Source organism: Rhizobium grahamii CCGE 502 (assembly GCF_000298315.2).
Classification (GTDB): Bacteria; Pseudomonadota; Alphaproteobacteria; order Rhizobiales; family Rhizobiaceae; genus Rhizobium; species Rhizobium grahamii.
This window is the reverse complement of sequence record NZ_AEYE02000007.1, coordinates 42,493-60,151: the sequence shown is the minus strand read 5'-3', so window position 1 is coordinate 60,151 and position 17,659 is coordinate 42,493. Positions and strand designations below refer to the sequence as shown.

At 60.6% G+C, this 17,659-nt stretch carries 24 protein-coding genes; 10 read left to right on the top strand and 14 right to left on the bottom strand.

The window, feature by feature from the left end:
- Window positions 1-47 precede the first annotated feature (47 nt).
- Window positions 48-512 carry a molybdopterin-binding protein gene (locus RGCCGE502_RS05770; protein ID WP_016553225.1) on the top strand — a complete coding sequence of 155 codons (465 nt, stop codon included), beginning with the start codon at window positions 48-50 and terminating at the stop codon, window positions 510-512.
- Between the two features lie 95 nt (window positions 513-607).
- Here the strand turns inward: RGCCGE502_RS05770 and bla are convergent, their stop codons facing one another.
- The 3 genes from bla to dmeR all read right to left on the bottom strand — a co-directional run bounded on the left by bla (window position 608) and on the right by dmeR (window position 2,849).
- On the bottom strand, window positions 608-1,483 hold the full coding sequence (gene bla / locus RGCCGE502_RS05765) for a class A beta-lactamase (protein WP_439332330.1): 876 nt from the start codon (window positions 1,481-1,483) through the stop codon (window positions 608-610).
- 82 nt (window positions 1,484-1,565) lie between these two features.
- Window positions 1,566-2,552 carry a CDF family Co(II)/Ni(II) efflux transporter DmeF gene (gene dmeF, locus RGCCGE502_RS05760; RefSeq protein WP_016553223.1) on the bottom strand — a complete coding sequence of 329 codons (987 nt, stop codon included), beginning with the start codon at window positions 2,550-2,552 and terminating at the stop codon, window positions 1,566-1,568.
- A gap of 24 nt (window positions 2,553-2,576) precedes the next feature.
- Window positions 2,577-2,849 (bottom strand): Ni(II)/Co(II)-sensing transcriptional repressor DmeR, encoded by a 273-nt coding sequence (gene dmeR / locus RGCCGE502_RS05755; RefSeq protein ID WP_016553222.1) that lies wholly within the window; start codon window positions 2,847-2,849, stop codon window positions 2,577-2,579.
- Window positions 2,850-3,176: 327 nt separating this feature from the next.
- Here dmeR and RGCCGE502_RS05750 point away from each other — a divergent pair, with 327 nt between their 5' ends.
- Window positions 3,177-3,671 (top strand): GNAT family N-acetyltransferase, encoded by a 495-nt coding sequence (locus RGCCGE502_RS05750; RefSeq protein WP_016553221.1) that lies wholly within the window; start codon window positions 3,177-3,179, stop codon window positions 3,669-3,671.
- A gap of 40 nt (window positions 3,672-3,711) precedes the next feature.
- Window positions 3,712-4,290: a type 1 glutamine amidotransferase family protein gene (locus RGCCGE502_RS05745; RefSeq protein WP_016553220.1), complete on the top strand. Its 579-nt coding sequence runs from the start codon at window positions 3,712-3,714 to the stop codon at window positions 4,288-4,290.
- A gap of 12 nt (window positions 4,291-4,302) precedes the next feature.
- Here RGCCGE502_RS05745 and RGCCGE502_RS05740 read toward each other — a convergent pair whose 3' ends face one another.
- From RGCCGE502_RS05740 to RGCCGE502_RS05725, 4 genes are all read right to left on the bottom strand, one after another.
- Window positions 4,303-5,268: a phytanoyl-CoA dioxygenase family protein gene (locus RGCCGE502_RS05740; RefSeq protein WP_016553219.1), complete on the bottom strand. Its 966-nt coding sequence runs from the start codon at window positions 5,266-5,268 to the stop codon at window positions 4,303-4,305.
- Window positions 5,269-5,396: 128 nt separating this feature from the next.
- Complete coding sequence (locus tag RGCCGE502_RS05735) at window positions 5,397-6,314, bottom strand: c-type cytochrome (RefSeq protein WP_016553218.1); 918 nt, start codon at window positions 6,312-6,314, stop codon at window positions 5,397-5,399.
- 97 nt (window positions 6,315-6,411) lie between these two features.
- The gene (locus RGCCGE502_RS05730; RefSeq protein WP_016553217.1) at window positions 6,412-6,858 is read right to left on the bottom strand and encodes a c-type cytochrome; all 447 of its coding nucleotides are present in this window, start codon (window positions 6,856-6,858) and stop codon (window positions 6,412-6,414) included.
- A gap of 146 nt (window positions 6,859-7,004) precedes the next feature.
- The gene (locus RGCCGE502_RS05725; protein ID WP_016553216.1) at window positions 7,005-7,643 is read right to left on the bottom strand and encodes a LysE family translocator; all 639 of its coding nucleotides are present in this window, start codon (window positions 7,641-7,643) and stop codon (window positions 7,005-7,007) included.
- A gap of 128 nt (window positions 7,644-7,771) precedes the next feature.
- Here RGCCGE502_RS05725 and RGCCGE502_RS05720 point away from each other — a divergent pair, with 128 nt between their 5' ends.
- Window positions 7,772-8,473 (top strand): helix-turn-helix transcriptional regulator, encoded by a 702-nt coding sequence (locus tag RGCCGE502_RS05720; RefSeq protein ID WP_016553215.1) that lies wholly within the window; start codon window positions 7,772-7,774, stop codon window positions 8,471-8,473.
- Between the two features lie 5 nt (window positions 8,474-8,478).
- Here the strand turns inward: RGCCGE502_RS05720 and RGCCGE502_RS05715 are convergent, their stop codons facing one another.
- Entirely contained in the window at window positions 8,479-9,258 is a 780-nt protein-coding gene (locus tag RGCCGE502_RS05715; RefSeq protein ID WP_016553214.1) for an SDR family NAD(P)-dependent oxidoreductase, read from the bottom strand.
- A gap of 170 nt (window positions 9,259-9,428) precedes the next feature.
- On the opposite strand from RGCCGE502_RS05715, the gene RGCCGE502_RS05710 reads away from it, so the two are divergent.
- Window positions 9,429-10,337, top strand: a complete 909-nt coding sequence (locus tag RGCCGE502_RS05710; protein WP_016553213.1) for an AraC family transcriptional regulator — start codon at window positions 9,429-9,431, stop codon at window positions 10,335-10,337.
- Between the two features lie 57 nt (window positions 10,338-10,394).
- Here RGCCGE502_RS05710 and RGCCGE502_RS05705 read toward each other — a convergent pair whose 3' ends face one another.
- The 3 genes from RGCCGE502_RS05705 to xth are packed head-to-tail and all read right to left on the bottom strand — an operon-like array spanning window position 10,395 to window position 11,845.
- Window positions 10,395-10,610, bottom strand: a complete 216-nt coding sequence (locus RGCCGE502_RS05705; RefSeq protein WP_016553212.1) for a dodecin — start codon at window positions 10,608-10,610, stop codon at window positions 10,395-10,397.
- Window positions 10,611-10,667: 57 nt separating this feature from the next.
- Window positions 10,668-11,006 carry a putative quinol monooxygenase gene (locus RGCCGE502_RS05700; protein ID WP_016553211.1) on the bottom strand — a complete coding sequence of 113 codons (339 nt, stop codon included), beginning with the start codon at window positions 11,004-11,006 and terminating at the stop codon, window positions 10,668-10,670.
- A gap of 38 nt (window positions 11,007-11,044) precedes the next feature.
- Complete coding sequence (xth, locus tag RGCCGE502_RS05695) at window positions 11,045-11,845, bottom strand: exodeoxyribonuclease III (RefSeq protein WP_040674044.1); 801 nt, start codon at window positions 11,843-11,845, stop codon at window positions 11,045-11,047.
- A 179-nt stretch (window positions 11,846-12,024) separates the two neighbouring features.
- Here xth and RGCCGE502_RS05690 point away from each other — a divergent pair, with 179 nt between their 5' ends.
- From RGCCGE502_RS05690 to RGCCGE502_RS05680, 3 genes are all read left to right on the top strand, one after another.
- Window positions 12,025-12,579 carry a hypothetical protein gene (locus tag RGCCGE502_RS05690; RefSeq protein WP_016553209.1) on the top strand — a complete coding sequence of 185 codons (555 nt, stop codon included), beginning with the start codon at window positions 12,025-12,027 and terminating at the stop codon, window positions 12,577-12,579.
- Between the two features lie 179 nt (window positions 12,580-12,758).
- On the top strand, window positions 12,759-12,992 hold the full coding sequence (locus RGCCGE502_RS05685; protein WP_016553208.1) for a hypothetical protein: 234 nt from the start codon (window positions 12,759-12,761) through the stop codon (window positions 12,990-12,992).
- Window positions 12,993-13,161: 169 nt separating this feature from the next.
- Window positions 13,162-13,431 carry a hypothetical protein gene (locus RGCCGE502_RS05680; RefSeq protein ID WP_016553207.1) on the top strand — a complete coding sequence of 90 codons (270 nt, stop codon included), beginning with the start codon at window positions 13,162-13,164 and terminating at the stop codon, window positions 13,429-13,431.
- A gap of 51 nt (window positions 13,432-13,482) precedes the next feature.
- Here RGCCGE502_RS05680 and RGCCGE502_RS36505 read toward each other — a convergent pair whose 3' ends face one another.
- From RGCCGE502_RS36505 to RGCCGE502_RS05670, 3 genes are all read right to left on the bottom strand, one after another.
- Window positions 13,483-13,632, bottom strand: a complete 150-nt coding sequence (locus tag RGCCGE502_RS36505) for a hypothetical protein (protein ID WP_016553206.1) — start codon at window positions 13,630-13,632, stop codon at window positions 13,483-13,485.
- Window positions 13,633-13,710: 78 nt separating this feature from the next.
- A complete protein-coding gene (locus tag RGCCGE502_RS05675; protein WP_016553205.1) occupies window positions 13,711-14,565 on the bottom strand; it encodes a metallophosphoesterase in 855 nt (284 codons plus the stop codon).
- Window positions 14,566-14,669: 104 nt separating this feature from the next.
- Complete coding sequence (locus tag RGCCGE502_RS05670; protein ID WP_016553204.1) at window positions 14,670-15,272, bottom strand: superoxide dismutase; 603 nt, start codon at window positions 15,270-15,272, stop codon at window positions 14,670-14,672.
- Between the two features lie 200 nt (window positions 15,273-15,472).
- Between RGCCGE502_RS05670 and RGCCGE502_RS05665 the strand changes: the two genes are divergently transcribed.
- Window positions 15,473-15,802: a hypothetical protein gene (locus RGCCGE502_RS05665; RefSeq protein WP_040674034.1), complete on the top strand. Its 330-nt coding sequence runs from the start codon at window positions 15,473-15,475 to the stop codon at window positions 15,800-15,802.
- A gap of 210 nt (window positions 15,803-16,012) precedes the next feature.
- Window positions 16,013-17,494 carry a coiled-coil domain-containing protein gene (locus RGCCGE502_RS05660; protein WP_016553202.1) on the top strand — a complete coding sequence of 494 codons (1,482 nt, stop codon included), beginning with the start codon at window positions 16,013-16,015 and terminating at the stop codon, window positions 17,492-17,494.
- Window positions 17,495-17,659 lie beyond the last annotated feature (165 nt).

Here is a 17,659-nt window from a genome sequence, read left to right as displayed (position 1 = left end):
CATTATTCTCTAGGAACACTCTTGGGTGAGGCAATACGAATCTCACCGTGATTGTCGCCGCGCAGGCGCGCGACTACTTCCGTTGGGAGCGCAGCCTCGGGGAACCCAGGCTGGTTCCCCTTGCGGAGATGGAGGTCAAAGCGCAGATCGCGCGTCCGGTACAGGGGGCGCGTCTTATCGTCGGCCAACCGTACCGGATTTTTGGAGCCGCCTGGAGCGGAGAGGCTGCGATCCGGCAGGTGGAGGTCTGCACCGGAGATGGCAGAGGCTGGAGCGAAGCAAGGCTCCTCGAAACAGACCGTCCGTTTGCATGGCGCTTGTGGGAGTACATGTGGACCCCTGACGAAGTGGGGCAATACATACTGCGATGTCGCGCGACCGACGGGGCGGGGTGCGTGCAGCCCGACCTCCAGCGTTCCGACTGCGAGAGCTACGTGGCCAATTGGATCATTCCGGTGGAGGTTACGGTCGTTCCCGAGCCACAGACATACGCGGAGGAATTCGTGATCTAACCACCCGCATGGGCGGAATGGCGGCTTTCACAAACTGATTCAGATCGATGCGGCGGAGATTCACGTTTCCGTCGCATCTCTTTGACGGAAAAGCCCTATCCGACCATATCGGTCACGATCTTCCCGACTTCGGCGAAGACAGGGTTGATCTCCGACACCGGAGCTTTGGCCTGCGTGACGTAAGCAGCAACCAGGATTGCACCATGCCCCGGCGGCCAGAGGACGGCGATATCGGCGGCGCTGCCATTGTTGCCGGTGCCGGTCTTGTCGCCGATCTTCCACGTATCGGGCAGACCGGCGCGCAATCGTGCGCCGCCTGTCGTATTGGCCACCATCCACGCCGCGAGCCTGTCGCGCGACGGCTCCGACAGGGCCGAGCCCAGCGTGAGGTTGCCGAGCGTGTCGACCATCGCATCCGGGGTCGTGGTATCCTGCGGGTCGCCGTCCTTGGCTTCATTGAGCGCCGTTTCCCAGCGGTCGAGCCGCGTCGAGCGATCGCCGAGCGTGCGCAGCCATTTGGTCAGCTCGGCCGGGCCGCCGAAGCTTTCCAGCAAAAGATTGCCGGCGGTGTTGTCGCTGAGCGTGATGGCCGCCTCGCAGAGCTCACCAATGCTCATGCCCTCGCCGCCGACGTGCTTTTCCGTTTCCGGTGAATAGGTGACGAGCTTGTCCTGTTCGTAGACGATGCGGCGCTCGAGGGTTTCCTGTCCCTTGTCGACACGCGCCAGTACGAGCCCCGCGGCCAGGACCTTGAACGTGCTGCAGAGGGGAAAGCGCTCGGTCTCGCGATAGCCGAAGGAGATGTTGGTCTCGGTGTCGATGGCCGACACACCGATGCGGCCGCCGATCTCCTTCTCAAGCGCTTCCATCCGCCGGTTGATTTCATCATCGCTCTCCTCCGACCAGGCAATGCGCGGCAGCAGCAGGGCGGGTGAAAGCAGTGCCGAACCGAGAAAGGTCCGGCGGCGAATTGAAAAGCCACGCATGAAAATTCCTCTGTCTCAAATCAATGGATACAGGGCTAGAGACTGATTGTGGCCCGGATGAGTCGCGTCAAGCCGCGGCCGACTGCGTGACCTCGACGGTGACGTGCGAGAGGCCGGCAACGGGTTCGAGCTTCGCCTTGTAAAAGGCCGGGCTTTCCGGCTGCGGCGTCACCAGTGCGACGATCGCGGCGTGATGGCCGGGACCGACCTGCCAGACGTGAAGGTCGGTGATGCGTTCGTTGCCGGTTTCCAGCGCCGAGCGGATCTCGTCCTGCAACTCCGTCTCCCGTGGCACGACATCGAGCAGCACGCGGCCTGAGGACTTCAGCAAACCCCACGACCACTGCGCGATGATCAGGCCACCGACGATGCCCATCAACGGATCGAGCCACAGCCAGCCGTAGAGGCTGCCGAGCAGCAATGCGGCGATGGCAAGCACCGAGGTCAGGGCGTCCGCGATGACGTGGACGTAGGCGGCGCGCATGTTGTTGTCGGCGGCATGCGCGGAGTGTGCGTGGTCTCCACGATGGGCATGATCGCCGTGGTCATGGTAATGATCGTGCCCGTGATGGTGGGAATGGCCGTGGCTGTGGCCATGATGGTCATCCTTCAGCAGCCAGGCGCTGGCCAGATTGACGAGCAGACCGACGACGGCAACGCCGATCGCCTGTGCGAAGCTGATCGGCACTGGATGGGTGATGCGCAGGAAGCTCTCCCAGGCCATGAGCAAGGCAATCAGCATCAGGATGATGGCGCTGGCGAAACCTGCGAGGTCGCCGAGCTTGCCAGTGCCGAAGGTGAAGCGCGGATTGTGCGCCTGGCGGCGGGCATAGAGATAGGCAACGGCGGAGATCAGCAGCGCGCTCGCATGCGTCGACATGTGCCAGCCATCAGCGACCAGCGCCATCGAGCCGTAGTAGGTTCCGGCACCGATCTCGACCACCATCATGACGGCTGTCAGCGCAATGACGAACCAGACGCGACGGGCATTGCGGTCATGATCGGCACCCAGGAAAACGTGGTCGTGCTCAAGTGTTTCGGTCTGTGCGCTCATCGCACGCTCCTCACGTCTGTTGCCTCAGCGAATATAGGTTCGCAGAACTTCGGATATCTCTTCGACGGCTTCCGCCCGGGCCCTCTCGTCGGCGGCATGGAGGACATGCTCGTGCAGATGATCGTCCAGCACCTCGCCGGTCAGGCCGTTGAGGGCGCCGCGGATCGAAGCCAGCAGCTGCAGAATCTCTCCGCAAGGCCGCTCCGCCTCCAGGGCGCGCTCGACGGCCTCCAGTTGGCCTTTCAGACGGCTGACACGAGCCATCAGCTTTTTCTTGTGATGCGTTGTGTGGGACATGGCTTCATCCATTTAGTATAGGGGGGTACCCTATATCAATAACTCATTGCCGAAAAGCCTCCTCGCCGTGTTTGGCCCGCCAGATGGCGGATGGCCGATGAACGCTGTGCGCTTCCCGGCGCCGACGCGTACACCCCATTGACAAACGGCGCGTTCTGTATGATCTATCGGCACATGATCAAGAACGCGCACATCACCAGCTCGTATTTTTGGCTGTACCTGTAAGGGGCGGCCGGACAGATCATATTGTCAACAAGCCGCCGTCAGGCGGCTTTGTTGTATCGGCAGCGTCCTGACGGCAGAACACCACACAAGGACGCGAAGACCATGCTTGAAATCGAAGACAGCGAACTCTCATTGATCCGCCCACCGGTGATCAACATCCGCGCCGCCAAACCGCGCGATCTCCCTGAACTCAGTGAAATGATCGGCCTGCTCGCCAAGCATCACGGCGACCCGTCCGCCTCGAACCCAGAGCAGCTCGAGCGCGACCTGTTCGGCCCGGTGCCGTGGATCAGCGCGCTGATTGCCGAAAGCGATGAGGGCCTGATCGGCTACGCCATTCTCGTGCCGCTCTACAGGGCGCAGGACGGCGCGCGCGGCATGGATCTGCATCATCTCTTCGTGCGTGACGGGCATCGCGGCCACGGCGTCGGCCAGCATCTCGTCAACCGCGCCCGCGACACCGCCCGCAATGCGGGCTGCGGCTACCTCTCGGTCAGCGCCGCCACCGGCAACGTGCAGGCCCATCGCTTCTACGAGAATATGGATTTCGTGCCTCGCCCGGTCACCGGCATGCGCTATATGCAGGCTTTGGCATGAGCGGCATTGGCCGACCCGGACAGCCTGCAAGGAGAAACGGATGACCCGACTTGCAATCGTCCTCACAGATGGATTCGCCGACTGGGAGGTCGCCCAACTGACGGCCTCTGCACGCTCCTATTTCGGCTTCGACGTAGTGATCGCAACGCCCGACGGCGCTGAGGTGCGCTCGATGGGCGGCATGCGCGTCGCGTCCGACACCGCCGCGGAAAACCTGCATGCCAACGCCTTCGACGGGCTCGTGCTCTGCGGCGGAACGATCTGGGAAACGGAGAAAGCGCCCGATCTGAAACCTGTCATCGACGACTTCGTCGCCCATGGCAAACTCGTCGCGGGAATTTGCGGGGCGACACTGGCGCTTGCCCGCGCCGGCGTGCTTGATGCCACGGACCATACCAGCAATGCCGCCGATTTCATCGCCAGCGCGCCGGGCTATACCGGCCATTCCCGCTACAAGGACAGCCCGCAAGCCGTGCGCGATGGAAAGCTGGTGACGGCACCCGGATCGGCACCGATGACCTTTGCCGCGGAAATCTATCGTGCGCTCGGACATGCCGGCGACGAGCTTGACCAATATGTCCTGATGTTCGGCGCCGAGCATCAACCCAAAGCGGCCTGAGGCCGCATCTGCTTATCGCAGCACCGGCTCGCCGTGGAAGCGGCGGCGCGACGGCTTGGAAACGCCGAAGCCCACCTCCATCATCAGGCGCGGCTTGGTCGTGGCAACCGTGCCCATATGAAAGCCGAAGGGATCCTCCACGAAGCCGAAGCCGGCCTCGCCGGTCAGCGTCGTCACGCTTTCCTTGCCATAGAAATCCAGGATCTCATGCGCAGGGTGGCCGACCAGAAGGGTCAGCTGATGCTTGATGCGCCGCTTGTTGTGGCTGCCCCTGACATAGACATGCGGACCGGTGCCTTCGTCGACGTCGACGAGATAGAAGAAGAACTTCAGCATCCGCCAGTCGTCAAGATCGAAGTGGAACTTGTCCAGCGACGCCAGGCTACGGTCGGCTTCGCTCGCCCGCGTTGGAAAGCTCCACCAGATGCGGGTGGTGATGAGGCGAGCCTGTGCCCCCAAATAGCAACGGGCAATCTCCGACAGAACAGGGTCGCGCTGGACGGTCCGTACGGCCGGGCAATCGAGCGCTCGCTCGAAATGATGACCGCTTAGTATTGGCTTCCCCCACTCCTGCTCGGCGGCGCGGTGATCGGACGCCTGAAACTCGATCTTGCGATCGAAGTTGCCGAAGCATGGGGTGGCGCTGGCAAAGCTCGCGATTTCGCGGGTGATCGCTTCGGGCAGGGTCAGCTCTGGAAATATCCCATCCCGCCTCAATGCCGCGACCGCGCTTGTGTGATCCACACCCTTGAAGAGCGTCGGCAACTTCTCGATCGCGCCGTTGCTGCGACGTGCGGTCAGCCAATGCACCTTGCGCGCCGGTATCGTTCGCGCCAACAGGAACATCGGCAACCAGGCCGGATTTTCACGGATATCGGCCATATAGGTCGGTATCCGCACCGCCATGCGCCGCAATTTGCCGCCCTTGCGGGCAACGGTCTCGAGATCGTCGGCAGGATCTATCGACGTGCTGTGCATGCAGCTGTCCTTTCGGAAGACGTTTTGGTTGCGTCATTCGGAAAGCGAACCGGGGTTCGCCACAGGGCATTCAGTGCGCACGGGCAAGTGGAGTGCTGCAATGCGGCATTTTTGAGATATTGCTAATATTAACGGTTGGGAACTGCCTTCAAATATGCCGCGATCGCCTCGAGCTCCGGCTTCGGCAGGTGCGCAAGGTTTCGTTGCACGTCCGCCATCGAGCCGCCAGCCGAATCGAAATCGGGCGTGAAGCCGGTCTCGAGATAGTTGGCGATATCCTCCTGGCTCCAGGAACCGACGGTCTTCGAGCCCGGCGTGATGTTGGGAATCCTGCCCTGCCCTTCCGGGTTCGGCGCACCCGCGAGCCACTGGTCTGCCTCAAATCCGCCAAGGCGATCACGCGGCGTATGGCATTCGCCGCAATGGCCAGCACCTTCCACCAGGTATTGCCCGCGCTTGACCTTGTCGTCGGCATTGCCCGGAAGAGCGACACGCTGTTCGTCGTTGAAATAGAGCAACTTCCAGCCACCCAGCGCCAACCGGATATTATAAGGGAACGGCAGTTCGTGCGGCGGGGCGATATTGCTGCTTTTGGGCAGCGTTTTTAGGTAGCCGAAGAGATCGTTGACGTCCTTGTCGCTTATCCGAGCGTAGGAGTTGTAGGGGAAGGACGGATAGAGGTGCTCGCCGTTCGGTGCCACGCCCCGCTTCATCGCGTTGCCGAATTGCGCCAGCGTCCATGTGCCGATGCCCGCCTTCTCGTCCGGCGAGATGTTGGGCACATGGAAGGTCCCGAAGGGGCTCTTCAATGCCAGGCCGCCCGACAGAGTGAGCTTGGCATCGCCTTCCGATCCGGGTGCGGCGTGACAGCTGACACAGCCGCCCGTCCAGAAGACCATTTCACCGTTCTTCAGGTCGGGTTCGCCAAGGTTGGTCCAGTGGCTTTCAGGAAGCGGGTTCGGCGTGGTTATGAAATAGAAAACCGCTCCGCCAATGAGGAATACTCCGACAAGACAGAGCAAAAACCGGACGAACCTGCGGACCATTCACAGCTCCCGTTATCAATCGCACCATTGAAAACATAAAACGATCCGCTCCAGCGGCAAGGCTGACGCGGATCGTTTGACTGAAAGGTCAGGATCGCTATTCGGTCTTTATCCGAAACTTCTCATGACAGCCGCCGCAATTTGCGCCAAGCGCCTTCATAGCGGCGCCGACACCGGCCGCATCGCTCGGAGGCTTGGCTACCAGCGCAGCAGCTTCGGTTGAAAGCTTTTCTGCACGGGCCTTGAAGTCCGCTTGATCTTCCCAGATCTTCGGACTCGCCGCCTTGTCGCCTTTCTCGGTGCCAGGCTTGAACTGATCAGGGAAAACCTTTGCGGTTTCCGAGATTGTTGTAAACGAGGCCTTGACTACCTCTGCGTCAAAGGGCTTTTCGCCCTTGGCGATCGCAGCCAGGGCTCCCGCCGCGCCGCCCACCTTCTTCATCAATGCAGAGCGTGCGTCATGCGTGCCGTCCTCCGCTGCAATTGCGATGCCGACCCCCAGACCGGCAACGAGCACTGCCGCGACTATAGCTTTCAGTCTCATGTCTCCACTCCTCTTTGATAACAAGGTCCGCGAAGCCCGGCGCCTCGCCGACGGGCGGCATCATGGCAAATTTTTTCGCCCCAAAAAGTAACAAGTGGGTGAGATTTCAGGAAAAACGAAGCTTTAAATCGTTTCGCATTCACACCTCATGCCGGCGTGCGCCAGCCGTGCCATGCAGTGAGGATCGAAACGGCGATCAGCAGCGCCCCGGCGATCCGCCCGACCAGAATTGTCGCCTTCGGATTGGAGACCAGCATCGTGCGGCTTCTGGCCGCCGTCAGGGCCAAAGTGCCGTAGACGGCGGCCTGCGTCGCCATCGTCATGAAGCCCATCACGAGGCCTTGCGCCCAGATCGGACCATAGATCGGCTTCAGGAACTGCGGATAGACCGCGATCATGAAGAGATACGCCTTCGGGTTGATCAGGCAGGTCGCCGCGCCCTGGCGAAAGGCCCGCCAACCCGAGTGCAAGCCGCCTGGCCCGACCGTGTCGACCGTGATCGAACTGCGGATCAGCGTGTAGCCGATCCATGCCATATAGGCCGCGCCGGCAAAGAGCAGCGGATTGAACAAGGTCGGCAGCAGGACGGCGAGCACACCGACACCGATCGCGCCATAGAGCGAGTGCACGGCCCCACCCGCCATGATGCCGGCGGTCGCGGCGATACCCGTGCGCCGACCGCCGGTCAGCGAATTGGCCAGCACGAACAGCATATCCATGCCGGGGACGATGATGATGCCGAAGAGAAGCGTGAAGTAGAGCCAGAGATTTTCGCTGTAGGTCATGTCAGTTGTCCGCTATCCAATTCAAGGTCGATTTCAAAGACGATGTTGATTTTCAATTCGATAGCGAGTGCTATACGACGGCCCAACTGACAGTGTATTGTCAGGAGCATAGGCTGAAGGAGGCGAAAATGCGCAAGGCCTCACGGCTTTTCGAGATCATCCAGATCCTGCGGCTGGCGAGCAAGCCGATGACTGCGGCCCGCATGGCGGAAACGCTCGAGGTGACCGTGCGCTCGATCTATCGCGACATCGCCGCCTTGCAGGCGATGCGCGTCCCGATCGAGGGCGGCCGCGGCATCGGCTACATCATGCGGCCGGGCTTCGACCTGCCGCCGCTGATGTTCTCGGTCGAGGAAATGGAGGCGATCGTCTTGTCGCTGGCGCTGCTCGACCGGACGGGCGACGAGGAACTCAAGCGGGCGGCCAAGGGAGTCAACCAGAAGATAACGGGCGCAATACCGGCGCCCCTGCGTCAAGCGATGGAGCGAAAGGCGCTCTATGCCTGGGGATCGGTGGCCCAATCCCCGGTCGGGCTCGATCTTGGTCTGGTTCGCCGCGCCATCCGCGACGAACAGAAGCTGATGCTCGACTATCGCGACGAACTCGGCCGCGCGACGGAGCGAAGGATCCAGCCGATCGCCCTCATCTACTATTCGCAGACTGCAAACATCGTCGCCTGGTGCGAGCTGCGCCAGGCGATCCGCAATTTCCGCAGCGACCGTGTCGAGCATTGCGAGACCGCCGACGCCTATTTCCGGGGCGACGGCGACCGGCTGCGGCAACTCTGGACCAGCGGATGGACGAACCCGCCGGTAGCCGCGACCGGGTGAGCTGATCAGAGGTGCGTGCCGCCGGAGACTTCGATGCGCTGGCCGTTGACCCAGCGGTTTTCGTCGGAAAGCAACGCGGCGATCATCGGGCCGATATCGTCGGGCACGCCGGCACGGCCGAGCGCCGTCGCGTCGGCGACCAACTTGTTGTAGGTCGGATTGTCCCGCACCATGCCGCCGCTGAAATCGGTGGCGATCGCGCCAGGCGCAACGGTGTTGGCCGTGATGCCGCGCGGGCCGAGTTCCTTGGCGAGATAGCGGGTGAAGACCTCGATCGCCCCCTTCATCGATGCATAGGCGGAGATGCCGGGCACTGCGAAGCGGGCAAGGCCGCTCGAGACATTGATGATCCGCCCGCCATCGGCCATCAGCGGCAGCAGCTTCTGCGTCAGGAAGAAGACGCCCTTCAGGTGTACGTTAACGAGCTCGTCGAAGGCCTCTTCCGTCGTTTCGGCAATCGTCGCGTGATAGCTGCTGCCGGCATTATTGACGAGGTAGTCGAACCGAGTCCTTCCAAGACCTTGCAAGGCCTCCTTCACCTTGCCCACGAAGGCGTCAAAGTCGGCGACGCGACCGGTGTCCAGCTGCAGGGCGATGGCTTCGACGCCGAGTGCCTTTATCTCCGATACAGCGGTCTCTGCTTCTGCCTGATTTGCACGGTATGTGACGATGACGTTCACGCCGCGACGGGCGAGGTCGATCGCCGTATTGCGGCCGAGGCCACGACTGCCGCCGGTGACGATGGCAACCTTAGATGCTGAATTTGCTTGCGTTTTTTTCGACATGATCTCTTCCTTTGCTGGAGTTCATGCCTCCTACGGTACGCTTGCCGGGCATGGTTGTTGAATGCCGGAACTCTCGAATTTCTTGCCTAATCCTCCAAGCGACTTGCGGATCATGCGATGCGGCGGCTATCTTGAGCTGCCGCCGAGGAATGACCGAGGAGACGCTGGCAATGCTGAATACCCTGAAGCAGGCAATCCACACCTATATCGACAGAACGGCCGGCGACGCCGAGGGGCGCTTCGAGACTCCGCTGCCGGCGCTGTCGGTGTCGCGCGTCACCCATCCGGTCATGCCGAACCACATGATCTATCGGCCGACGATCTGCGTCGTCGTCCAGGGAGCCAAGGAAATCATGGTCGGCGACCGCGTCCTCCAATATGGGGAGATGCAATCGCTGATCGTTACCTTCGAGGTGCCGGCCCTTGGGCAGATCACCAAGGCCAGCAAGGAGGAGCCGTATATCGGCCTGAACATCGATTTCGATGTGGCGATCCTGCGCGACGTGATGGAGGCGATGGAACAGCCGCCACGACCGGCCAGTGACAGCGCAGCCGGTGTCTTCGTGCAGAATTTCGACGGCGTGCTTGCCGATTGCGTGCTGAGGCTTGTCCGCCTTGCCGATACGCCGAAGGCCATTCCGGTGCTCTATCCGGCGATCATGCGCGAGATCTGCTACTGGCTGCTGACCGGACCGAACGCAGCGGAGGTCAGCAAGCTGGCGCTACCCGGCAGTCACATCAGGCGCATGACCGACGCCATCCATCTGCTGCGCGAGAACTTTGCCACGCCGGTGCGGATCGAGCAGCTTGCGTCCGTCGCACACATGAGCCCCTCTTCCTTCCACCAGCATTTCAAGCAGCTGACCGCCATGACGCCGCTGAAGTACCAGAAGAACATGCGGCTGCTGGAGGCACGGCGACTGATGGTGTCTGACGGTGCAAGCGTGGCGACGGCCGCCTATCAGGTCGGGTATGAAAGCGCCTCGCAGTTCAGCCGCGAATATTCCCGCATGTTCGGCACGCCGCCGAAGCGCGACGCGATGGAGCGGAAAGAGCTGCCAATGGTCACGGCAGCCTGAGCGGATGCCGACAGACACGAGGCAGGGCACGCGACCTCCTCGTCTTCCCCCAGCCTGTCACGGCGTGTCGTCGATCCGAAATCCAACCTTCATCACGACCTGATAATGCGCCACTGCGCCGTCCTTGATATGCCCGCGGATCTGATCGACTTCGAACCATTCGAGATTGCGCATCGTTTTCGAGGCTCGCGCGACCGCGGTCTCGATCGCCTCGGTGACAGACACCTTCGAACTCCCAATGAGTTCCACCTTCTTGTAGACGTGATCGCTCATCCTATCCTCCTCCTCTGCGTAGGCCGTGGGCTTCCTTCCTAGGGTTCTCTCGCGTGACTAGGGGCAATACGGACCCGGCGGATTTGTAATAAAGTCGAGATCATAACGGGCGACGTCATCAGAGCGAGTCTCAATAATACTCAGCTTTGCGAGGAGCCGCCGAACGTCGGCCTGCATGGCGATCATGTGCGGTGTCCGCCGATGGAACTCGTGCGCCTCGGCATCACGAAAGCCTTCGATCAAAACTACCACATCCTCGTCATCCTTATGCCAATGATACTCGAAAAATACGCAACCTGACTCGTTGCGTGTAGACGCGACATGAGGTTCCATGACGAGGAGGAACTCCTCGCGCGTTCCCTGCCTGCAGGTCAGCCAACCCGTTATGAACTTCATCGGACACCTCGAATTTCTGTTTCATCCCTCGCCATCCGTTATCCTTGCTCATAGTCCTCGCGCCGGGCGATATCGAGTTCGATCATCACGGGCGCGTGGTCGCTTGTGTGTTCCCAGCTCCGAGGCTTCCTGCGCACGCTCGCCGATTTCAGCCATGGGGCGACCACCGGGCTGAGCAGGAAGTGGTCGATCCGAAGGCCGGCATCGCGCTCGAACGAGTTTCGCCAATATTTCCAGAAGGTATAGATGCGCTCGTTCGGATGCAGATGTCTTACGGCGTCGGTCCAGCCCTGCCCCACAAGGTCGGCATAGGCCTTGCGGACCTCCGGCCGGAAGAGAGCGTCATCCCGCCAACGCTCCGGCTTGTAGACGTCCAGATCTGTCGGCATCACGTTGAAATCGCCGACCAGGAGAGCAGGAATGTCGAGCTCGTGCAGCTCGGCGGCATAGTCGTGGAGCCGTCGGAACCAGCGGAGCTTGTAGTCGAATTTCGGCCCCGGCGCAGGATTTCCGTTCGGAAGATAGAGGCATCCGATGAGGATACCGTCGATGGCCGCCTCGATGTAGCGGCTGTGCTTGTCGTCGGGATCGCCGGGAAGACCGCGCCGCGTCAGAATCGGCGTCGAGCCTCTGGAGAGGATCGCGACGCCGTTCCAGCTCTTCTGTCCATGCCAGATCGCGCTGTAGCCGGCGCGCTCGAGCGCGCTGCGTGGAAACCGGGCATCCTCTGCTTTCAATTCCTGCAGGCACACGACATCGGGCTTGTCCTCCTTCAGCCAGCGAAGAAGATTTTCCAGGCGCCCGTTCACGCCGTTGATGTTGTAGGTCGCGATCTTCAAGAGCCGAAGCACGCTTCGATGAGTTTCAATCGAAAGGAAATAGAAAGCGAGGCGGATAAATTCCAGACTTGGGGTAAGCGCACGGATGGTAGCAAGGTTAGAATCGAGGCCGCAGATCGGTGCTCCACTGCAACAACAAAAATAGCTAGAATGATCCGGGTGCCGTTGGGGATCGCGCCATGCCAAGTCCGTTCGAAGCCGTCAGCACCTATTTCTATGCAAAAGACGGGAACCGACCATTCCTGATGCGCTATGCCTTCGCGGAGGATATTGCCCTGGAGATGGTGGTCAACACCGACGCCATCTCCTTTCCAGATTCAGCCAGCGGCCTGCCTGAGATCGAACAGATTCTCTGCCGGCGTTTCGCGAACGACTTCGAAAATGTCTACACGTTCGGCCTGGCTCGACCCACAGATGCCAATCGACGCCATTTTCCATGCCATTGGCTCGTCGGCATGTCGACGAAGGACAACGGAGACATCCGAATTGGCTGTGGTCGCTACGACTGGTATTTTTCGGATGTCCACGGTCTTGTCCAGAGGCTCGTCATCACCATCGATCGGATGGAAATCATTTCGTCGGATCATCTGAAGCAGGTCATGGAGTGGATTACATCGCTCTCCTATCCCTGGTGCAGGCCGGAAGATGTTCTTGAAAATATGCCGCGCTCCGCCGAACTGGCGCCGATCGCAGATTACCTGCGAGAGGTCAGATCAATTCCGCCAGACTTTTAAGGCAAGCATCGCGACAGGCCGGCATCAGCGGGTCTGATGAATCGCCTTGCGGAGGCCTGCTATGTCTTAGTTAATAGCCATGCCCTGTCGCAGGCGGTACAATCAATCATCGGTCGGCATTTAATGGCAACGGCCGCTTGGGAGTTTTGTGCTTCTGCCTGAGCGGAGCATCGAACCAGATGACAGTCCTATTAAACGCTATCTCCTTCACAGACGTCGACGTCGTATTCGAGGCACTCTCGGAGTGGTGCCACCTGCACAAGAAAGATCCAATCAGCATCGAAGGCTGCCGGGCAGCCTCGACATTCTTCGATCTCTTCCAAGATGGCTACGACACAAAGGATAGCCTCCTGAACGCGATTGATCGCGGCGATCCTCCTGAACAGGTGGCGCAACTCTTCCCCATCGATTGAAAAAGCGGCGCCTGTCCGGCCTCCCCGAAACTGCTAGGGCATGTGGCGAATGCCAAGGAGCAGGTGCCATGCTGCACCTTGCCGTTTTTTCCCGGGCGCGCGGGCGCGTTCGGTGATACGGTGGCGACCCGAACGCCCTCGCCTGTAAATCCAAAAGTGGGAGGATCAGATGCCGACAATGTTCGTAAGGCATGAGGTTTCGGACTACACTGCCTGGCGCAAGGTCTACGATGCGTTTGCCGCCGTGCAGAAGGCAAACGGCGTTACCGCCGAGGCCGTTTACCAAGCCGCAGACAATCCCAACGACGTGACCGTCACCCATGAGTTTGCCACGGTCGAGGCCGCGCAGGCCTTCGGCAAGCTGGAAGAGCTAAGGGCGGCTATGCGCACCGGCGGCGTTCTGGGCGCGCCAACGGTTTGGCTCACCAACAAGGCCTGAACCCACCCGGACTTATCGAGCCGCCGATAGGCTCAGACGCTCACGTGCCGCCTAGTGGTGCTTGAAGTACTGTACCTCGCGTTCATGCTTCTCGGCCGCTTCGCGCGATTTGAACGTGCCGAGATTTTTGCGCTTGTGGGTCTTGGGGTCGACCTTGCGCGAGTAAAGACGATATTCGCCCGACTTTAGTTTTCGAATCATGATGGCCTCCTATGAGTTTGATGATCCTCATGGGAGCATGTCGGTTCCACGCGACGTGGCGGCGCAGAGATGACGCCCCTAGCGACGGAGCGTCAGCGTCCGGCTGTCCTCTCGTCCGAAACCACGAACCTCGATATGGTCCGTCCGGATTTCGACGATGGCGAAGGTATTCTCGTTCTCGGTATCAACCATGCCCTTGAAATTGAGGAAATGGCATCCGTCGAGCGTGCCGAAATTGCCCGCGTGGTTATGTCCACTGAAATAGGCGGCCACATGTTCGTGCGCAGCCAGTAGCGCGATCATCCGTTCGCGGTCCCAGCTGTCGTGCTCGTTTGGCGGATAGACTGGGTAGTGGTTCATGACGATGACGCGCTCGCCCGCGGCAGCGGCGTCCTCGATCTGGTGGGAAAGCCAGGCGAACTGCTCGTCATCAGGCATGGCGTTCCAGTCCTGTGCGTTGGCGGCGCCGATGGCCCGGAGTTCGCCCAGCCGGCGGGCGGCAACCTCCCGACGGGCATGCCCTTCCGGCGGCGCAAAGGTGCTGACCTCGTTGCCATTCAGAGCAATGAACCGCCAGCCCTGCCTGACGAAGCTGTAATAGGATGACGCCAGACCGACGCGGCTGGCGACATCGGCCAACCGATCGGCGGCAACCGCAAAATCATGATTGCCGAGCAGAAAGTAGTTTTCGTGCTTCAGCCTGTCGTAGACCGGCAAGATGTCGTCGAAGCTCTCGAAATCCCGGTCGATGATGTCGCCGAGCGTGATGACGAAGTTCAGCTCCTCGCCATTGAAGACTTCGATCGCCTCCGACAGCTTGGCGAGGCTATTGGCATAATGGCGGTCCATCCCGACATGCGGCTCCCTCGCAGCATATTGGGGATCTGCGACGACGCCGAAGCGGAGGATGGGAAGATCGGAAAAGGATGTCATGGCAGCGATTTAGGCGCGCCGCATGACACGCCTGTGACGATCTCGAAACGAAAACACCCGGCGTTTCGAGGCGCCGGGTGCTGGCATCTGTTCTTGCGAACCGCTTACTTGGCGGCGGCTTCGTAGCGCTCCAGGACGTAGTCCCAGTTGATCAGGCTGTCGACGAAGGCTTCGAGGTACTTCGGACGCGCGTTGCGGTAGTCGATGTAGTAGGAGTGTTCCCACACGTCGACACCGAGGATCGGGGTTGCGCCGTGCACGAGCGGGTTTTCGCCGTTCGGGGTCTTGGAGATTTCGAGCTTGCCGTTCTTGACGGAAACCCAAGCCCAGCCGGAGCCGAACTGCGTCGTGCCGGCCGCGATAAAGTCGGCCTTGAACTTGTCGTAGCCGCCGAGGTCGGAATTGACCGCAGCCTCGAGTTTGCTCGGCAGCTTGTTGCCGCCGCCGCCCTTCTTCATCCACTTCCAGAAGTGAACGTGATTGTAGTGCTGGGCAGCATTGTTGAAGAGGCCGGCATTGGTGCCGAACGACTTCTTCACGACGTCTTCGAGGGAGAGATCGGAAAGGCCTGCCTCTGCCGCAAGCTTGTTGCCGTTGTCGACATAAGCCTTGTGGTGCTTGTCGTGATGGAATTCCAGGGTTTCCTTCGACATGAAGGGCTGAAGCGCTTCATAGTCATAGGGAAGTTCGGGCAATTCGAAAGCCATTGCAGGTCTCCTTTGGCAATAGTTTGCGTAATCGGCAGGTGAGGCGGAACATAGGAGCGCAAGCATGGAGAGGCAACCGGCGAAATATCAAAAAAGACGGGCGGAGAGGAAAAATTGCCTTCGCCAAGCACTTGGCTTTGCAGCCCTAAATCGCTGATCATGGGCGCGTTTCGCAACAGCAGAAAGACGGGGCTCTTCAGATGCAGAGGAATAAAATCCGCTTTTGCATGTTTGCCATCGCAATCGCTGCGGCGGGGACCGCCCGCGCCTCCTCAGGCGACGTCTGGCAGCAGTTCGCGACCGAGGTTGAAGGAAAGTGCAAACAGGCGGCGCGAGCCTCGATCGAGTTTCCGCATGCCGTTGTCGATCCGTTCGGCAGCGAGCACTACGGCATGGCGCTCGTGACCGGCAAACCGAAGGGCGCGAACGGCTTCGTCAGCTATTTCTGTGTCTATGACAAGCAGACGAAAGAGGTCGAACTGGGCAGCGAAATTGAGACGGACGAGATGCGGATTCTGCCTGAAGAATAAGTCACCATCTGCCTGTTGCACAAACATCACAGGTCCGCCCGTCAAACCTGTTGATTGTCATGCCGCGTATTTTGACACCGACACATAGCCGTTTCTAGATGCACGCGGAGCATGCGTTTACGGACTCACGGCAATTTTCGATCGGTCGCTTAATTAGCTGAAATCCATATTTCGCCGGCGTTTTTGGCAAGTACTTTTGGGGCACAAGTCATGGTCATGAACTTTTTTCGTCGCGCAGAAGATGGCGGCAAATCGCTGTCGACAACAGGATACCGACCCGCATCAATTACCGATGAGCGCCCGGCCGATGAGCCGCTGCGCTACGCCATCCCTGATGTCAACGACTTTGCTGCCTTCGGCTCGGCGCTGGAAGAAAACCAGCGGACGTCGGAGGACCTCATGTCGAGCCTCTCATCGCTGCAGGAACGCGTTTCCTCGCTGCTCGGCACCCACAGCCAGTCGCTGAACGAAACCGGCGCGCTCCGCGCCGAATGCGCGCGCATCAGCTCGCTTCTCGACTACGAAAGCAACGCGCGCCAGAAGGCCGACCAGGACAACCTTCGCCTCAGCGCCGAAAACAAGGATTTTCGTGCCGACAACACGCAGCTTCGCTCCGAGATCGAGGCGTTTCGCGACGAGCTGACGAAGCTGCAGGGCGTGCATCAGGTCGCTCGCGAAGAATTCACGATCATCGAAAACCGGCTGCTTGACGCCGAGCGCGAGCTGACGGATCGCGCGATCCAGTTCGACGAAGCCTCGACGCTGCTGAAGCGCGCCCAGACCGAGCTCGACCAGCGCAGCCGCGAACTCTCGACCACCCGTGAGAAGCTCGACAACGAAGCGACGGCACACCAGCTGCTGATCGAAACTTCGCGCCGCGAGAACGGCGTCCAGACCCGCGAAATGGCGCGTCTCAATGAAGAGCGCTCGCATTTGAAGTCCAGCCTCATCGAACAGGAAGCGCAAGTGCGCAACCTGCAGATGGCCGTTGCCAATCTGAAGCAGGACCTTTCGCTCGTCGAAGAGCGCCACAAGAGACTGGAAGTCGAGCATGAGACGCTACAGGCCTCCTCGGCGCTCGAGATCGCGCACCTGACGACGAAGCATGAGGCGATCGGCTCCAAGGCCGAACTCGTGGAAAAACTTCTCATCACCGCGAACGGTCGTAACAAGATGACGGACGAGGAATTGCAGGCGGCACGCGCCGATCTCAAGCGCGTAAAGTCCGAACTCGCCACGTCCCTCTCCCGTTCCGAGCGGCTTGCAGAGGAACTGCAGCGCGCCCGCACGACCGGCGCCGAGAGCGAGGCCGCCCGCCGCGAACTCGCCACTCAGGCAAACGAGCTAACCCTGAAGCTGCGTGAGGCCGAGAGCCTGCGCGTGCGCCGCGACCGGGATGCCGACGCGCTGCGCCGCGACATCGACACGCGCATGGATTCTGATCGCTACGAAATCGGCCAGCTGCGCACCAGCCTTGAGATCGCCAAGTCGGAGATCCGACAGCTGCGCGCCGAGCGCGCCATTCTGACCGGACAACTCGAGGTCGCGCGTAGCGAGCGGGCCGGCGGCCTGGTGCCCGCCACCCCTCTCGATGAACACGACGAGGTCCGCATGCCGGCGGCGAGCTTCACACCGATGATCGACATCTCCGAGAAGTCGCTGCGTGCTCCATCGACCGATCCCGCCGAATGAGGCCTGACGGCGTCAGTCCACGGCCTGATGCCAAGTCTTGCTTTTGTCTGTATTGTATCGGTTTCTTAAGGAGCTAAGGCGGATCGCGTGAACAAAGACTTGCGCGACCTGCCTTAGGTCTTTGTTCTTATGCATGTCCTCGCCTCGAAGCGGCTCACGCTTTTG

Coding starts and splice junctions, on each gene's coding strand:
- RGCCGE502_RS05750 (WP_016553221.1), top strand. CDS start 3,177: ATGCTTGAAATCGAAGACAGCGAACTCTCATTGATCCGCCCACCGGTG.
- RGCCGE502_RS05675 (WP_016553205.1), bottom strand. CDS start 14,565: ATGACATCCTTTTCCGATCTTCCCATCCTCCGCTTCGGCGTCGTCGCA.
- RGCCGE502_RS05715 (WP_016553214.1), bottom strand. CDS start 9,258: ATGTCGAAAAAAACGCAAGCAAATTCAGCATCTAAGGTTGCCATCGTC.
- RGCCGE502_RS05740 (WP_016553219.1), bottom strand. CDS start 5,268: ATGCACAGCACGTCGATAGATCCTGCCGACGATCTCGAGACCGTTGCC.
- RGCCGE502_RS05725 (WP_016553216.1), bottom strand. CDS start 7,643: ATGACCTACAGCGAAAATCTCTGGCTCTACTTCACGCTTCTCTTCGGC.
- RGCCGE502_RS05720 (WP_016553215.1), top strand. CDS start 7,772: ATGCGCAAGGCCTCACGGCTTTTCGAGATCATCCAGATCCTGCGGCTG.
- RGCCGE502_RS05680 (WP_016553207.1), top strand. CDS start 13,162: ATGCCGACAATGTTCGTAAGGCATGAGGTTTCGGACTACACTGCCTGG.
- RGCCGE502_RS05735 (WP_016553218.1), bottom strand. CDS start 6,314: ATGGTCCGCAGGTTCGTCCGGTTTTTGCTCTGTCTTGTCGGAGTATTC.
- RGCCGE502_RS05690 (WP_016553209.1), top strand. CDS start 12,025: ATGCCAAGTCCGTTCGAAGCCGTCAGCACCTATTTCTATGCAAAAGAC.
- RGCCGE502_RS05685 (WP_016553208.1), top strand. CDS start 12,759: ATGACAGTCCTATTAAACGCTATCTCCTTCACAGACGTCGACGTCGTA.
- RGCCGE502_RS05705 (WP_016553212.1), bottom strand. CDS start 10,610: ATGAGCGATCACGTCTACAAGAAGGTGGAACTCATTGGGAGTTCGAAG.
- RGCCGE502_RS05730 (WP_016553217.1), bottom strand. CDS start 6,858: ATGAGACTGAAAGCTATAGTCGCGGCAGTGCTCGTTGCCGGTCTGGGG.
- RGCCGE502_RS05670 (WP_016553204.1), bottom strand. CDS start 15,272: ATGGCTTTCGAATTGCCCGAACTTCCCTATGACTATGAAGCGCTTCAG.
- RGCCGE502_RS05665 (WP_040674034.1), top strand. CDS start 15,473: ATGCAGAGGAATAAAATCCGCTTTTGCATGTTTGCCATCGCAATCGCT.
- dmeF (WP_016553223.1), bottom strand. CDS start 2,552: ATGAGCGCACAGACCGAAACACTTGAGCACGACCACGTTTTCCTGGGT.
- RGCCGE502_RS05660 (WP_016553202.1), top strand. CDS start 16,013: ATGGTCATGAACTTTTTTCGTCGCGCAGAAGATGGCGGCAAATCGCTG.
- RGCCGE502_RS05710 (WP_016553213.1), top strand. CDS start 9,429: ATGCTGAATACCCTGAAGCAGGCAATCCACACCTATATCGACAGAACG.
- dmeR (WP_016553222.1), bottom strand. CDS start 2,849: ATGTCCCACACAACGCATCACAAGAAAAAGCTGATGGCTCGTGTCAGC.
- RGCCGE502_RS05745 (WP_016553220.1), top strand. CDS start 3,712: ATGACCCGACTTGCAATCGTCCTCACAGATGGATTCGCCGACTGGGAG.
- RGCCGE502_RS36505 (WP_016553206.1), bottom strand. CDS start 13,632: ATGATTCGAAAACTAAAGTCGGGCGAATATCGTCTTTACTCGCGCAAG.
- RGCCGE502_RS05700 (WP_016553211.1), bottom strand. CDS start 11,006: ATGAAGTTCATAACGGGTTGGCTGACCTGCAGGCAGGGAACGCGCGAG.